The organism is Vreelandella stevensii S18214 (genome assembly GCF_000275725.1).
Classification (GTDB): domain Bacteria; phylum Pseudomonadota; class Gammaproteobacteria; order Pseudomonadales; family Halomonadaceae; genus Vreelandella; species Vreelandella stevensii.
The window spans coordinates 1-13,907 of sequence record NZ_AJTS01000023.1; the positions used below are offsets into that span (position 1 = coordinate 1).

A 13,907-nucleotide genomic window follows, 5' to 3' on the forward strand; every position below is an offset into this window, starting at 1 on the left:
GTAGGGTTTCCACATATCCATGCTGACGATCTCGACCTGGTGGCGCTCGGTCATGCTCATGAGGCGCCTCGTCACCGCGTCCTGCTGGCGACCGGGCAGCAGGTCCAGTAGGGTACGCTCCTCCAGGTTGGTCAGGATGCAGCGGTAGCGGCGGTTCAGGTACAGCTCGTCGATCCCCAGGCAGCGGGGTGTCTCGAAGCGATGCCAGGCTGCCAGGAACTCAGCCTTCTTCTTGAATATCTCGCGGACAGTCTTCTCGTCGAGGCCCGTGGTATCAGCCACGTAGGCGTAGGGGTGATTGAAGGCTTCCTTCTCGACGTGGTTGTAAAGCCTCCGCGTCATGCGGTGATCGTCTACCATTTCCGGAAGAGCTGGCCGGAACGTCCTTCCACACGCCCGGCAGGTGTAGCGGCGACGGACCACCCAGAGGGTGACCCGCCTTCCGTGGATGGGTAGGTCGCGATAGGCCACATCGCGCTTGCCGAACCTGACAAACTCACTCTCAACGCCGCATTCCTCGCAAGCTAGAGGCTCAGGAGCTTCGACCTGGTAGTGGAGATCATGCTCTTCCATCTTGGTGGCTAGGACGTGGTACTCGGGAAGGTGCAGGATGTTGTCAGGCAAGCTGGTCATGCAAACTTTCCTTGTCGACATGGTCCATAGATGATTGCGACTCTTTGACCGCGTTGTTTTCTACGAACTGAAGGTGATTTACTCCCTTGGGTCTTCTGCTTCTCTGAGCCCTTCATGCAATGACGCAATTAGCGGGCAAGTGATATTGCCTTGTTGTGCATGGCATCGGTCGACCATTTCGCTCAGCACCTTCTCAATTCTTTCAAGCCTGTCGATCTTCTCGCGAACGTCCCCTAACTTGTGCTCTGCGAGAGCACTGGCTTCTTGACAGTGGGCGCCATCTTCCAGCCGAAGTAGGTCACTGATCTCATCCAGACTAAAGCCCAGCTGCTGCGCCGTTTTCACGAACGTCAACCTGTCGATATCGGCGGCACTATAGCGTCGAATACCTCCGGGAGGTCGTTCGGGCTCCGATAATAGCCCTCGTCGCTGGTAATAGCGGATTGTCTCGACATTGACGCCGGCCGCCTTGGCCAGGCCGCCAATGGTCATGGTGTCCGCCACTTTATCTGCATGTCTCTTCATGATGCTTGACTCCGTACCAAGCTACGGAAGTAACCTTATCGTAGCTCCCCCCATCCCGAAAGGAGAATCGTCAATGCGGACACCTAAAACGGGGCGAGGGCCCCTGGCCGCCGGAGGAGTCGCGGCCCTCCTGGCCTCGGCGTGTTGCCTCGGCCCGCTGGTTCTGATCACGCTGGGCGTTTCCGGCGCCTGGATCAGCAATCTGGCGTCGCTGGAGCCCTATCGCCCGCTCTTTATCGGCGTCGCGCTGGTGGCGATGCTCTTCGCCTGGCGTCGCGTCTTTCGGCCAGTGGAAAAGTGCCAGCCGGGAGAGGTGTGTGCCGTGCCACGGGTCAGGACGGGCTACAAGGCGATCTTCTGGCTCGTATCGCTGCTGGTGCTAATCGCCCTGGTATTCCCCTACGTCTTGCCCTTGTTCTATTAAAAGGAGATCTACCATGAAAGCTCGTTTCGCCTTCATCGCGCTACTCGCCCTGCTCAGCACGCCCGCCTTAGCGGCCTTGCAGACCGTGAAGCTGTCGGTGCCGGGCATGACCTGTGCCGCCTGCCCGATCACCGTCAAGGCCGCCCTCAACAAGGTGGACGGCGTCTCGCAAGTCGACGTGAGCTACGCGGATCTCGAGGCCGTGGTCACCTTTGACGACGCCCGAACGTCGGTGGAGGCATTGACCGAGGCCACCACCAACGCTGGGTATCCATCAACCCCGACATCCTCGCAAGCGGATCGAGAGTGATCATGAAGAATCCCAAGACCCTGCTGCGCGTGAGCGTGATCGGCAGCGGCGGCGCCGCCATGGCGGCGGCCCTGAAGGCCGCCGAGCGCGGCGCCCGGATCACCCTGATCGAACGCGGCACCGTCGGCGGTACCTGTGTCAATACAGGCTGTGTGCCTTCGAAGATCATGATTCGCGCGGCCCATATTGCCCACTTGCGTACGGAAAGTCCCTTCGATGCAGGCCTGAGCGCCCAGGCGCCGGTGGTGGATCGGGCCAAGCTGCTCGAGCAGCAGCAGCGACGTGTCGAGGAACTGCGTGACGCCAAGTACGAGGGGATTCTGCGCGACCACCCGGCCATCACTGTCCTGCACGGCGAGGCCCGGTTTATCGATGCCCATAGCCTGATGGTCAAGCTGAACGAGGGCGGCGAGCAGGTCGTCCACTTCGACCGCGCCTTCATCGGTACTGGCGCCCGACCGGCAGTACCGCCGATCCCGGGTCTTGCCGACACCCCCTACCTGACCTCTACCAGTGCTCTGGCCCTGGACACTCTTCCCGAGCGGCTGATTGTGATCGGCGCCTCGGTGGTGGCCCTGGAACTGGCCCAGGCCTTCGCCAGGCTGGGCAGCCGGGTCACGGTGCTGGCCCGCAGCCGCCTGCTCTCCCAGGAAGACCCGGCGGTAGGGAATGCGGTGGAGGCGGCGTTTCGCCGCGAGGGCATCGAGGTCCTCAAGCAGACCCAGGCGAGCCGTGTGGACTACACCGACAATGAATTCATTGTCGACACCAACGCCGGCACCTTGCGGGCGGATCAACTGCTGGTGGCCACCGGACGGACACCCAATACCGAGGCCCTGAACCTGGCGAGCCTCGGCGTGGAAACCGCACATGGGGCTATTCTGGTCGATGAGCATCTGCACACCACGGTGCCGGGGCTCTATGCCGCCGGTGACTGCACCGATCAGCCGGAGTTCGTCTATGTCGCCGCCGCCGGGGGCAGCCGGGCTGCCGTCAACATGACCGGGGGCGAAGCCACCCTGGACCTGAGCGCCATGCCGGCGGTGATCTTCACCGACCCCCAGGTGGCCACCGTCGGCCTGACGGAAGCCGAGGCCATCGAGCAAGGCTTCAGCGTCGATACCCGTGAGCTGGACCTGGAAAACGTGCCGCGTGCGCTGGTGAATTTCGACACCGGTGGTTTCATCAAGCTGGTGGCCGAACGCGACTCGGGCCGGTTGCTGGGGGTGCAGGCGGTGGCGGGGGAAGCCGGTGAGCTGATCCAGACGGCGGTGATGGCGCTACGCGCACGCATGACCGTACACGACATCGCCAATGAGCTGTTTCCCTACCTGACCATGGTGGAAGGGCTCAAGCTCTGTGCCCAGACTTTCACCAAGGATGTGACGCAGTTGTCCTGCTGTGCCGGGTGAACGATATGAGCGCGACCGTGGTGCCACTGGGCGGCGGCACCACGGGTTTTGGGCATGGACACCACAGGGAGCCCTGTCACGATGAACACGACACTACCAGATTGCGGGATGATGGGGGCGATGGGCTGGATAATGCCAGTGATCGGAATTGCCCTACTATTGCTACTGGTCCTGGGCATCGCCTGTTTGGTGAAGTATCTGCTCTCTAGCAAGTGAGCGTACTCAGCGAGCCATCAACCAGCTAATCCGTTGTGGGTTGAGTTTGTCGGCCACCTTTCGCTCTCGCATACCAACCAGATAATCCGGATACCCATAAAAAACCGGCCTCATGGCCGGTCAGTCGTCATGGTACTTCAACGAGCAGCCAGCGCATCCAGGCCACGCGCCAGGTCACGCTGGATATCCGCCTGACTTTCGAGCCCGACAGCTACCCGAATCAAACCCGGCGCAATACCTGCGGCGGCCTTTTGTTCCTCGGAAAGACGCCCGTGGGTCGTGGTGGCCGGGTGGGTGATGGTGGTTTTGACATCGCCCAGATTGCCGGTAATCGACAGCATGCGCGTAGCGTCGATCACCTGCCAGGCGCCCTCTTGTCCACCCAGCACCTCGAACCCCAGCACGGCCCCAAAGCCCTGCTGCTGGCGCTTGGCCAACGCGTGCTGAGGGTGTGCTTCCAGACCGCTGTAATACACCCGACTGACGGCGGGGTGCTGGTCGAGCCAGCGGGCCAGGCTCAAGGCGTTCTCGCAGTGGGCCCTCATGCGCAGCGACAGGGTCTCGAGCCCCTTGGTGAAGATCCACGCGTTGAACGGACTCAGGCAGGGGCCGCAGGTCCGCACGACGCCAAACACCTCTTCCAGCAGGTCATGACGCCCTACCACCGCGCCACCCACGGCGCGCCCTTGGCCATCCAGATACTTGGTGGCCGAGTGGATCACCAGATCGGCCCCCAGTGCCAGCGGCTGTTGCAGGGCAGGCGTAAGGAAACAGTTATCGATGGCCAGCAAGGCCCCGCTGCGCTTCGCCAACGCTGCCAGGGCCGGAATATCGGCCACTTCGGAGAGCGGATTGGACGGCGTTTCGGCAAACATCAGCCGAGTTGCGGGCGTCACCGCGGCTTCCCAGGCTGCCAGATTGGAAAGCTCCACATAGCGCGTGGTAATACCAAACTTGCCCAGATACTTGTCGAACAGGCTGACCGTAGAGCCAAACAGCGAACGCGAGGCGACGATCTCATCCCCTGCCGACAGCAGTGCCAGGGCAGTCGAAAGAATGGCGGCCATGCCAGAGCTGGTGGCGACGCAGCGCTCACCACCTTCCAGGGCCGCCAGTCGGCGCTCGAAGGTGTGTACCGTCGGATTGGTGAAACGCGAGTAGACGTTACCCGGCTCTTGACCACCGAACTTACGGGCAGCTTCGGCAGCACTCTCGTAAACAAAGCTCGAGGTGGGAAAAATCGGCTCGGCATGCTCCTGCTCAAACGTGCGGTGATGCCCCGCGCGAATGGCGAGCGTTTCGAGCGACCACTCCTCCTGGTGATGATCATCGTGCATGGCAGCGCCCTCTTTTCCAAAACGTCCAGCTTCCATAACGCTCAATCCACTGGCAACTCCCCCGAGGAAAGTTGCCAGCGTATTCGCGCTCAGTCGTCCAGGTCATCGTCCTGATTGTGCATGTCAACCAGCGCATGGTCACCCGCGCTATTGTCCTTGGCCGCATCGTTACGGCTAGCCTCCAGTACCGCCAGGTAAGCCTCGTCGATATCGCCGGTAACATAGTTGCCATCGAACACCGAGCAGTCGAAGGATTCCATCTCGGGGTTGACCTCGCGGCAGGCGCTCTTCAGGTCTTCCAGATCCTGATAGAAGATGCGGTCGGCGCCAATCAGCTGGCCGACTTCCTCTTCCGTGCGGCCATGAGCAATCAACTCGGTGGCCGCGGGCATGTCGATGCCGTAGACGTTGGGGTAGCGAACCGGGGGCGCCGCCGAGGCGAAATAGACCTTCCGGGCACCGGCATCCCGGGCCATCTGGATGATCTGCTTGCAGGTGGTGCCGCGCACGATGGAGTCATCCACCAGCAGTACGTTCTTGCCCTTGAACTCGACATCGATGGCATTCAGCTTCTGGCGCACCGATTTCTTGCGCTGGGTCTGCCCTGGCATGATGAAGGTACGGCCAATGTAGCGGTTCTTCATGAAGCCTTCGCGGTAGGTGACGCCAAGGTGCTGGGCCATCTCCAGTGCCGAGGTACGCGAAGTGTCCGGAATCGGAATCACCACATCGATATCGTGGTCGGGCCACTCGCTCATGATACGGTCGCCCAGCTTACGGCCCATCTGCATGCGCGTGCCGTAGACATAAGCACCATCCAGAATGGAGTCGGGGCGCGCCAGATAGACGTGCTCGAAGATACACGGATACAGCTCGGGGCGGTCAGCACATACCTGGGTATGAATCTGGCCCTGCATGTCGACGAAGATGGCCTCACCCGGCGCCAGGTCACGCTCCAGTTCGAAACCACCCACGTCCAGCGCCACCGACTCGGAAGCGATCATCACTTCCTGGCCGTTGGGGTCCTGGCGCGTGCCGAACACCACCGGGCGAATGCCGTGGGGATCACGGAAAGCGACCATACCGAACCCGTTGATGATCGCCACGGCCGCGTAGCCACCCTTGCAGCGACGATGCACGCGACGCACCGCATCGAAGATGTCCTCGGCTTCCAGGTGAAGGCCTTGTTTGCCCAGCTCGTGGGCGAAGACGTTGAGCAGCACTTCGGAGTCTGAGCTGGTATTGATATGGCGCAGGTCCGTGGAGAACAGCTCCTGCTTCAACTGCTCGGAGTTGGTCAGGTTGCCGTTGTGGGCCAGCGCAATGCCGTAGGGAGAGTTGACGTAGAACGGCTGAGACTCGGCCTCACTGGAGGAGCCCGCCGTGGGGTAGCGCACGTGGCCAATGCCCAGGTTGCCTTTCAGGCGCGCCATGTGGCGAGTATGGAAAACGTCACGGACCAGGCCGTTACTCTTGCGCAGTAGGAAGCGTCCCTCGCTCCAGGTCATCATGCCGGCAGCGTCCTGGCCGCGATGCTGAAGTACGGTCAGGGCATCGTAGATTCCCTGATTTACCGCCTGCTTGGCCAGAAGGCCCACTATACCGCACATTCCAGTTACCTCGCTTTAGTACCACGGCTTGCTGGTGCAAACCCGTATGATCATCCAACTTACTCGTGCCGCTGCCAGACAGCGGCACGACATCCACCGCTCGGCTATTGCTGAACGGGTACGCGCAATTCGGGGAGCGAGACATCGCGCAGCGACGCCGGTGGCGTCGGCAGCTCACGCTCCCACTGGTCCAGTTGGCTCACGGCCCAGTCCCGCAACTCGATGAAGGTGGGGCGCAGTGAGGCTTCCTGCCATGCCTGAAGGTCTGCCAACGGTGTCAAGGTGATCAGCACGGTTACCACCAGCAGGATGACCGCGCCACGGGCAAGCCCGAACGCAGCGCCCGCAAAACGGTTCAACAGCCCCATGCCCACCCACTCCACGGCGGCGTGAACGACACGTATCACGATGCCGCACAGCAGAATCACCGCAAAGATGACCAGCGCAAAGGCCAGCACCAGGCGAGCATCGAAACTCTCGATGAAGCCAGCCATCAGCTCGGCCACCGGCTCGGCCAGCACCCGCGCCACCATCAGCGCGACGAGCCAGGCAGCCAGCCCCAGTGATTCACGCACGAAGCCCCGTACGAAGCCTGCCAGCATCGATAGCGCCAGCACGGCCAGAAAAACGGCATCAATCCATGTCAGCGCCATGATCAGTCTCTTACCCGCACCAGCAGGCCTTGAACATTGGCGCGCTCTTTCACCAGCGCCAACGCCGCCTCGCCATCTTCCGAAGAGCCGTACGGGCCCACCAGCACGGTGGTGAGGTTGTTGTCACGCGGGCGCTGGAAAACGCGGAAACCTTGATTGGTGAGTTGGTCGCTAATTCGCTGGGCATTGGCGGCATCGCCAAAACTGCCTACCTGAACGGCCCATTCGCCCTGCTGCTGCGCCTGGGGAGCAGAACCATTGCTGCTGCCGCTGCTACTACCGCTGCCTCGGTTCTGGTTGGCGGCCACCAGCTCGGCAATCGGGTCATTGGCGGGAGCGGGCGTCGGTTCGCTGCGCGGCGCTTCGGCGGGTGCCGCTGGCGGAGGCGTTTCAGCGGGCGCACTGGCAACGGCCTCGGTCTGCGGTTCCAGCGGCACAACCTCGATGGGCTCGTCCACTACCTCGGCATTCTCCAGCGGCTCGAGGGGAGACGGCGCGTTGATGGAAGCAGGCATCTCGGGCACAGGAACGTCCTGACGCACCACATTCACCGGCTGTTCGATCACGAAGGTGGGCTGCGGACGCTCCTCCCGGGGAGCCGGGTCACTCATCAACCACGGCACGATGATCGCCAGCACGGCCAGCAGAATCACGAGACCGCTAATGCGTTCCGTTTTACCGTATTTCATATCCCTCTCCCTCCAGCTTAACGTGCCTGCGGCGATGCTTGAGGCAGTGGCATCGCCAGTAGCGCTGCCACGGTAAAGAATGACCCCGTTGCCAATACCCGATCCTCTGGCGTCAGCCGTTGAGCCAGCCACTCTGCCCCGGCCTCGGGGGAATCGGCGCAATGATACACGCGCCCGCCCAGCGACGTAATACGCTCGGCAAGCTCGCTGGCCGAGCGGCCACGTTCGCCTTCCAGGCTGACGCAGACCCAGTCACGGATACGCGGCAACAGTGCCTCGATCACACCGTCGGCATCCTTGTCATTGAGCATGCCCAGCAGCCCCCACTGGCGACCACCGGCAGGCGGCGCGGGAAGCCTGCGCGCCAGATAGCTGGCCGCATGCGGATTATGCCCCACGTCCAGGCACCACTGCCCGCTCCACTGCAGGCGCCCCGGCAGCGTCACGCCAGCCAGCGCTTCACTGACCGGCCGCACCTTCAACGGCACACCTGCCAGCGCCAGCGCCTGCAGCGCCGTGGCCGCATTGTCGATGGGCAAGCCCGGGTCTGGCAGCGCGTCAAGGGAAAGAGTATCCCCTTCACGGTTGAGCCCATGCCAGCACCAGGGCGTGCCTGGCGGCTCGTCACCCGCGCTATGGCTGAAACCCACGCCCAGCACGTAGCTGGGCGCAGCCACCGCAATGGCCGTGTCCAGCACGCTCGTGGGCAGCGTCAAGCTTCCCAGCACGGCGGGTTTCAGGGGGCGAAAGATACCTGCTTTTTCGCGCCCGATCTGAGCCAGATCGGTCCCCAGGAAATTGGCATGATCCTGCGCGATGGTAGTCACGATGGCCACATCGGCATCGATGATGTTGACGGCATCCAGCCGCCCGCCCAGCCCTACCTCCAATACCGCCAGATCCAGCTCGGCATTGGCCAGGCACCAGAGCGCACACAGCGTGCCCGCCTCGAAGTAGGTCAGACTGATGGCGGGCGCTTCCAGGCGAGCATCCTCCACCTGAATGAAGCCTTCGACCAGGGTTTGGTCACTGGCTTCGCGCCCTTCCAGCGTGACCCGCTCGTTATAGCGCAGCAGATGAGGAGACGTGTAGGTACCGGTGCGCAGGCCATGCGCCCGCGCCACCGCATCGATCATGGCAAGGGTCGAGCCCTTGCCATTGGTGCCTGCCACGGTAATCACCTGGCGAGCCAGGGGGCGGTCCATCAGTCCCATACGCCGGGCCACCTGCGACACCCGCTCCAGGCCCATGTCGATGCCTACCGGGTGCAGCGTCTCAAGATGATTCAGCCATTCGGCTAACGTGCTAGGCATTGCGCGACGCGTCATCGCTCGCAGGCTGGGCAGGCTCTGCCTGAGCACTGCTCTCTGCAGCATCCGCCAATGCGGCTTCTTCCACCACAGGTTCGGTGATTTCACCTTCGACCACCGGTTCAGCGCTGGTTTCCACGGCGGGCTGATGGGTCAGCTTGCGCAGCACACCACCGACACGCGCACGCATGTCATGACGATGTACGATCATGTCGACCGTGCCGTGTTCGAGCAGAAACTCGCTGCGCTGGAAACCTTCCGGCAGGGTTTCGCGCACGGTCTGCTCGATGACCCGAGGGCCTGCAAAACCGATCAGTGCGTTGGGTTCGGCAATGTTCAGGTCACCCAGCATGGCCAGCGACGCGGAAACGCCACCAAACACCGGGTCGGTCAGCACGGAAATATAGGGGACACCCGCCTGTTTGAGCTTCTCCAGGGCTGCCGAGGTCTTGGCCATCTGCATCAGCGAGAACAGCGCTTCCTGCATCCGCGCGCCACCCGAGGCAGCAAAGCAGATCAGCGGAATACCCTCGTCCAGCGCAATGGTGGCCGCGCGGACGAACTTCTCACCGACTACGGCCCCCATGGAGCCGCCCATGAAGGTGAACTCGAAGGCCACGGCCACGACCGGCAGGCCATCCAGCTCGCCACGCATGGCAACCAGCGCGTCTTTTTCACCGGTCTCTTTCTGGGCAGCCGTCAGGCGGTCCTTGTACTTCTTGGAGTCGCGGAATTTGAGGCGGTCATTGGGCTCGATCTCGGCCCCCACCTCTTCGCGCCCCTGCTTGTCCAGGAACCAGTCAAGGCGCTTGCGGGCGGTCAGACGCAAGTGGTGGTCACACTTGGGGCAGACGCTGTGGTGCTTTTCCAGCTCCGGCAGGTACAGCACCGCCTCGCATTTGGGACATTTACGCCAGAGGCCATCGGGCACGCTGGCACGACGGTCCTTCCGCTGGATACGCCCCATGGAGGGCACGATCTTGTCTAACCAGCTCATATCAAAAAGGCTTCCGTATACGTCAACGCTTGGTCAAGCCAAGCTTGATGAGTGTCGTCAATTCAAGATTCAGTGTAGACGATGAGAGGACGCACTCAGGCGTCCATGGCGGTCCGCATCTCAGCCAACACGCTCTTCAACTGTCCGGTGATGGTTTCAGGGGCATCCACGCTGTCCGCAATGCGGTTGACCAGCGCGCTGCCGACGATCACGCCATCGGCGACTTTCGCCACCTCGGCGGCCGTCACCCCATCGCGAATACCGAACCCAACGCACAGCGGCAAATCGGTCATGTCACGCAGCGGCGCCAGGTGTTCAGCGACATCGGCTGCGTTCAATGTGGCCGCCCCGGTCACGCCTTTGAGCGACACATAGTAAAGATACCCCTCACCGTGGGCGCATATTGTAGCGGCACGGGCATGGGAAGTGGTAGGCGCAACCAGGAAAATCGCTGCCAAGCCGCGCGCTTTGAGCAGCGGGCCGAACTCGTCCGCCTCTTCCGGCGGCATGTCCACCACCAGCACGCCGTCCACACCGACGCTGGCGGCTTTATCGGCAAAGGCCGTGTAACCGATGCGTTCGATAGGATTCAGGTAGCCCATCAGCACGATGGGGGTCTGGGTATCGGTCTGGCGAAACTCGGCCACCATGTCCAGCAGGTCCACCAGCCGGGTGCCCTGTTTCAGAGCCCGCTCGCAGGCCTTCTGGATGACCGGGCCATCCGCCATCGGGTCGGAGAACGGCACGCCAAGCTCGATCACATCGGCCCCGGCATCCACCAGGGCGTGCATGAAGCCTACCGTGTACTGGGGCGCAGGGTCCCCGGCGGTGATGTAAGGGATCAGAGCCTTGCGGCCTTGCTGCTTCAATTCGGAAAAACGCTGGTCGATTCGATTCATGCTAGCCCTTAAAACTCGATGCCGTCGATGTTAGCCACGGTCATGATGTCCTTGTCACCACGCCCTGAAAGGTTCACCACGATATGCTGATCAGGCCGCATGGTGGGCGCCAGCACTTTGGCATGGGCCAAGGCATGGGCAGACTCCAGCGCAGGCATGATGCCTTCCATGCGGGTCAGCTCGCGGAACGCTTCCAGCACCTGCTGGTCGTTGGCGGCCACGTACTGCACGCGACCGGCGTCTTTCCACAGCGCGTGCTCGGGGCCAACGCCAGGATAATCGAGGCCTGCGGAGATGGAGTGAGTGTCCATCACCTGGCCCGCTTCGTCGGACATCAGGTAGGTGCGGTTGCCGTGCAGCACGCCACGCGGTGCATTGGAAGACAGCGGCGCGGCGTGACGGCCGGTTTCCACCCCGTCGCCCCCTGCCTCGACACCGTACATGGCCACGGCGTCATCTTCGACGAACGGGTAGAACAGGCCAATGGCATTGGAGCCACCGCCCACGCATGCTACCAGCGCATCCGGCAGGCGGCCGATCTGCTCCAGCGACTGACGGCGCGCCTCGCGCCCCACCACCGCATTGAAATCGCGCACCAGCAGCGGGTACGGATGCGGCCCGGCCACGGTACCGATGATGTAGAAGGTGTTGTCCACGTTGGTGACCCAGTCACGCAACGCCTCGTTCATGGCGTCCTTGAGCGTGCGGGTGCCGGACTCCACCGGAATGACCCGAGCGCCCAGCAGCCGCATGCGGTACACGTTCAGCTTCTGGCGCTGGACATCGGCGGCGCCCATGTAGACATCGCACTCCAGCCCCAGCCGCGCGGCAACCGTGGCCGTGGCCACACCGTGCTGACCCGCGCCGGTTTCAGCGATGACCCGAGGCTTGCCGGCCTTCTTGGCCAGCAGCGCCTGACCGATGGTGTTGTTCACCTTGTGGGCGCCGGTGTGGTTGAGGTCTTCGCGCTTCAACCAGATTTGCGCGCCACCCAGCGAGTTGGACCAGCGCTCGGCGTGATACAGCGGCGAGGGGCGACCCACATAGTGCGCCAGGTCGCGGTCGAACTCCGCCTGAAAGGCCGGGTCGTCGCGCAGGCTGAAGTAGGCCTGCTCCAGCTCTTCAAGAGCGTAACTCAGGGTTTCCGACACGAATCGGCCGCCATAGGGGCCAAAGTGACCACGGGCATCCGGCATTCGGGTCAGGTCGCTGAACTTGGTTTCAGTTGCTGAGACTGTCACAGGCATACCTCACAGGATTGCCAGAAAGGCAAAGATGAATGAATACATAAAGGTGGAAGAAGGGTTTTACGCCCCTCGTCAGCGCTGATCGGCCCGCCCGACCTGAGCCACGAAGTCGGCCATTCGCCGAGCATCCTTTTGGCCTGGGGCGGCTTCGATTCCCCCTGATACATCAACCGCATAGGGAGCCACCTGCGCCACCGCGGCGGCAATGTTCTCGACCGTCAGCCCACCCGCCAGAATAACAGGTTTTTGCAGGGCTGCGGGGATTCTAGACCAGTCGAAGGTTTCTCCGGTTCCGCCAGGCACGCCCGGCCGATAGGCGTCCAGCAGCAGTGCCTGGGCGGCCGCATACTGCTGCGCTGCCTGATGCAGGTCGAGGTCGTCACGCATGCGCAGCGCCTTGATCCAGGGGCGATCGAACTGGGCGCAGAAGTCGGCGGACTCGTCACCGTGGAACTGGATCAAATCCAGGTGCGGCAAACACGCCTCCACCAGCGCCACGTCAGGGTTGACGAACAGCCCCACCCGCGTCACAAAAGCCGGTACCGGTGCTGCCAGCGCTGCCAACGTGGCAGGGTCGATCCCCCGCGCGCTCCTGGGCCACATGACGAACCCCAGCGCATCGACCCCCAGCACCACGGCCTCGGCCACGTCCTCGTGGCGAGTAAAGCCACAAAACTTGATACGCGTGCGACCAGGTGCGGTCATGAGGCGCTCTCCTGCTGTTCAGGGCTGGTTTGCTGGGTAAAGGTGAGCTGGCGCCGGGCGGCCACTCTAGGCGTCTCCGGCAGCGCCCGCTCGCCGGTCCACTCGCCGGTGAAGGCCAGCAGATTGGGCCCCAGCGGCTCCCTGGGAATCTCGAAACGTTCGTCGTAGAGGGAGTCGACGAAATGCAGGCCGCAGGCAGGCGCCGTGACATCGCCCTTCTGGCGATTCTTCATCGCCAGCAGGCGGGCGATATGCCCTTCGTCCTGCGCCCCCCGGCCAACGCTGGCCAGCGCTCCGGCAATGTTACGGATCATGTGATGCAGGAAGGCATTGCCCTGGATATCGATCACCACCAGCGGGCCGTAACGCTTCACTTCGACGAAGTGCATCTGGCGCCAGGGGGATTTCGACTGGCAGCCCGCCGCGCGGAAGCTGCTGAAATCGTGCTCGCCCACCAGCACCTGGGCCGCACGATGCATGGCATCGGCATCCAGCGGGTCGCGACACCAGGTGACGTTGTGGCGCTCCATGACCGGGCGGCTGATCTGATTCAGAAAGAGGTAGCGGTAACGGCGTGCCAGCGCGCCAAGGCGCGAATGAAAATCGTCGGATACCGGCTTCACCCAACGCACCGCCACGTCTCGGGGCAGATGGGTATTGGCGCCGAAAATCCACGCTTTTTCAGTGCGCTGTACCGGCGGGTCGAAGTGAATCACTTGGCGCGTGGCGTGCACACCGGAATCGGTGCGGCCGCTGGCGTAGATATGCACGGGCGCCCCCGCCACCTTGCCCAGCGCATCTTCGATGGCCTGTTGCACGGAGGCGGCATGCTTCAGGCGCTGAAAGCCACAAAAACGTGTGCCGTCATATTCGACGCCCATGGCCAGTCGGCCAGCCAGCGGTTGTGTTTCATCAAAGTGGTAGAACAGCGTCATCAAGC

Annotated in this window: 15 protein-coding genes; 3 read left to right on the top strand and 12 right to left on the bottom strand. The window is 62.7% G+C overall.

Annotated features, from left to right (window positions below; genetic code table 11):
• Positions 1–633, bottom strand: a 633-nt coding sequence (locus HSS18214_RS0104130) for an ISL3 family transposase (protein WP_016914036.1), incomplete at its 3' end; no start/stop codon positions are given.
• Positions 634–711: 78 nt separating this feature from the next.
• The gene (gene merR / locus HSS18214_RS0104135; RefSeq protein WP_006911920.1) at positions 712–1,158 is read right to left on the bottom strand and encodes a mercury resistance transcriptional regulator MerR; all 447 of its coding nucleotides are present in this window, start codon (positions 1,156–1,158) and stop codon (positions 712–714) included.
• A gap of 73 nt (positions 1,159–1,231) precedes the next feature.
• Between merR and merT the strand changes: the two genes are divergently transcribed.
• Genes merT through merA form a run of 3 tightly spaced genes read left to right on the top strand, consistent with a single transcriptional unit; the run spans position 1,232 to position 3,304 of the window.
• Positions 1,232–1,582 (top strand): mercuric ion transporter MerT, encoded by a 351-nt coding sequence (gene merT / locus HSS18214_RS0104140; protein WP_016914037.1) that lies wholly within the window; start codon positions 1,232–1,234, stop codon positions 1,580–1,582.
• 13 nt (positions 1,583–1,595) lie between these two features.
• Complete coding sequence (merP, locus tag HSS18214_RS0104145; protein WP_006911918.1) at positions 1,596–1,892, top strand: mercury resistance system periplasmic binding protein MerP; 297 nt, start codon at positions 1,596–1,598, stop codon at positions 1,890–1,892.
• 2 nt (positions 1,893–1,894) lie between these two features.
• Entirely contained in the window at positions 1,895–3,304 is a 1,410-nt protein-coding gene (merA, locus tag HSS18214_RS0104150) for a mercury(II) reductase (protein ID WP_016914038.1), read from the top strand.
• A 353-nt stretch (positions 3,305–3,657) separates the two neighbouring features.
• Here merA and HSS18214_RS0104160 read toward each other — a convergent pair whose 3' ends face one another.
• From HSS18214_RS0104160 to truA, 10 genes are all read right to left on the bottom strand, one after another.
• Positions 3,658–4,857, bottom strand: coding sequence for an O-succinylhomoserine sulfhydrylase (locus tag HSS18214_RS0104160; RefSeq protein ID WP_016914039.1), 1,200 nt, complete (start codon positions 4,855–4,857; stop codon positions 3,658–3,660).
• Between the two features lie 89 nt (positions 4,858–4,946).
• On the bottom strand, positions 4,947–6,467 hold the full coding sequence (gene purF, locus HSS18214_RS0104165) for an amidophosphoribosyltransferase (RefSeq protein ID WP_026001713.1): 1,521 nt from the start codon (positions 6,465–6,467) through the stop codon (positions 4,947–4,949).
• A 104-nt stretch (positions 6,468–6,571) separates the two neighbouring features.
• A complete protein-coding gene (locus HSS18214_RS0104170; RefSeq protein ID WP_016914041.1) occupies positions 6,572–7,120 on the bottom strand; it encodes a CvpA family protein in 549 nt (182 codons plus the stop codon).
• A gap of 2 nt (positions 7,121–7,122) precedes the next feature.
• Positions 7,123–7,809 (bottom strand): SPOR domain-containing protein, encoded by a 687-nt coding sequence (locus HSS18214_RS0104175; RefSeq protein ID WP_016914042.1) that lies wholly within the window; start codon positions 7,807–7,809, stop codon positions 7,123–7,125.
• Positions 7,810–7,826: 17 nt separating this feature from the next.
• Positions 7,827–9,122 carry a bifunctional tetrahydrofolate synthase/dihydrofolate synthase gene (gene folC, locus HSS18214_RS0104180; protein WP_016914043.1) on the bottom strand — a complete coding sequence of 432 codons (1,296 nt, stop codon included), beginning with the start codon at positions 9,120–9,122 and terminating at the stop codon, positions 7,827–7,829.
• Positions 9,115–10,116 carry an acetyl-CoA carboxylase, carboxyltransferase subunit beta gene (gene accD, locus HSS18214_RS0104185; RefSeq protein ID WP_016914044.1) on the bottom strand — a complete coding sequence of 334 codons (1,002 nt, stop codon included), beginning with the start codon at positions 10,114–10,116 and terminating at the stop codon, positions 9,115–9,117. The genes folC and accD overlap by 8 nt, the downstream gene beginning before the upstream one ends.
• Before the next feature lie 95 nt (positions 10,117–10,211).
• Positions 10,212–11,015, bottom strand: a complete 804-nt coding sequence (gene trpA / locus HSS18214_RS0104190) for a tryptophan synthase subunit alpha (RefSeq protein WP_016914045.1) — start codon at positions 11,013–11,015, stop codon at positions 10,212–10,214.
• Between the two features lie 8 nt (positions 11,016–11,023).
• Positions 11,024–12,262, bottom strand: coding sequence for a tryptophan synthase subunit beta (gene trpB / locus HSS18214_RS0104195; protein WP_026001714.1), 1,239 nt, complete (start codon positions 12,260–12,262; stop codon positions 11,024–11,026).
• 72 nt (positions 12,263–12,334) lie between these two features.
• Entirely contained in the window at positions 12,335–12,967 is a 633-nt protein-coding gene (locus HSS18214_RS0104200; protein WP_016914047.1) for a phosphoribosylanthranilate isomerase, read from the bottom strand.
• Entirely contained in the window at positions 12,964–13,902 is a 939-nt protein-coding gene (truA, locus tag HSS18214_RS0104205; protein WP_016914048.1) for a tRNA pseudouridine(38-40) synthase TruA, read from the bottom strand. The genes HSS18214_RS0104200 and truA overlap by 4 nt, the downstream gene beginning before the upstream one ends.
• Positions 13,903–13,907 lie beyond the last annotated feature (5 nt).

Excerpts from the sequence above, each read along its gene's own strand:
- merP (WP_006911918.1), top strand. The coding sequence starts at position 1,596 with ATGAAAGCTCGTTTCGCCTTCATCGCGCTACTCGCCCTGCTCAGCACG.
- HSS18214_RS0104200 (WP_016914047.1), bottom strand. The coding sequence starts at position 12,967 with ATGACCGCACCTGGTCGCACGCGTATCAAGTTTTGTGGCTTTACTCGC.
- trpA (WP_016914045.1), bottom strand. The coding sequence starts at position 11,015 with ATGAATCGAATCGACCAGCGTTTTTCCGAATTGAAGCAGCAAGGCCGC.
- HSS18214_RS0104160 (WP_016914039.1), bottom strand. The coding sequence starts at position 4,857 with ATGCACGATGATCATCACCAGGAGGAGTGGTCGCTCGAAACGCTCGCC.
- folC (WP_016914043.1), bottom strand. The coding sequence starts at position 9,122 with ATGCCTAGCACGTTAGCCGAATGGCTGAATCATCTTGAGACGCTGCAC.
- merT (WP_016914037.1), top strand. The coding sequence starts at position 1,232 with ATGCGGACACCTAAAACGGGGCGAGGGCCCCTGGCCGCCGGAGGAGTC.
- HSS18214_RS0104170 (WP_016914041.1), bottom strand. The coding sequence starts at position 7,120 with ATGGCGCTGACATGGATTGATGCCGTTTTTCTGGCCGTGCTGGCGCTA.
- purF (WP_026001713.1), bottom strand. The coding sequence starts at position 6,467 with ATGTGCGGTATAGTGGGCCTTCTGGCCAAGCAGGCGGTAAATCAGGGA.
- HSS18214_RS0104175 (WP_016914042.1), bottom strand. The coding sequence starts at position 7,809 with ATGAAATACGGTAAAACGGAACGCATTAGCGGTCTCGTGATTCTGCTG.
- trpB (WP_026001714.1), bottom strand. The coding sequence starts at position 12,262 with ATGCCTGTGACAGTCTCAGCAACTGAAACCAAGTTCAGCGACCTGACC.
- accD (WP_016914044.1), bottom strand. The coding sequence starts at position 10,116 with ATGAGCTGGTTAGACAAGATCGTGCCCTCCATGGGGCGTATCCAGCGG.
- truA (WP_016914048.1), bottom strand. The coding sequence starts at position 13,902 with ATGACGCTGTTCTACCACTTTGATGAAACACAACCGCTGGCTGGCCGA.
- merR (WP_006911920.1), bottom strand. The coding sequence starts at position 1,158 with ATGAAGAGACATGCAGATAAAGTGGCGGACACCATGACCATTGGCGGC.
- merA (WP_016914038.1), top strand. The coding sequence starts at position 1,895 with ATGAAGAATCCCAAGACCCTGCTGCGCGTGAGCGTGATCGGCAGCGGC.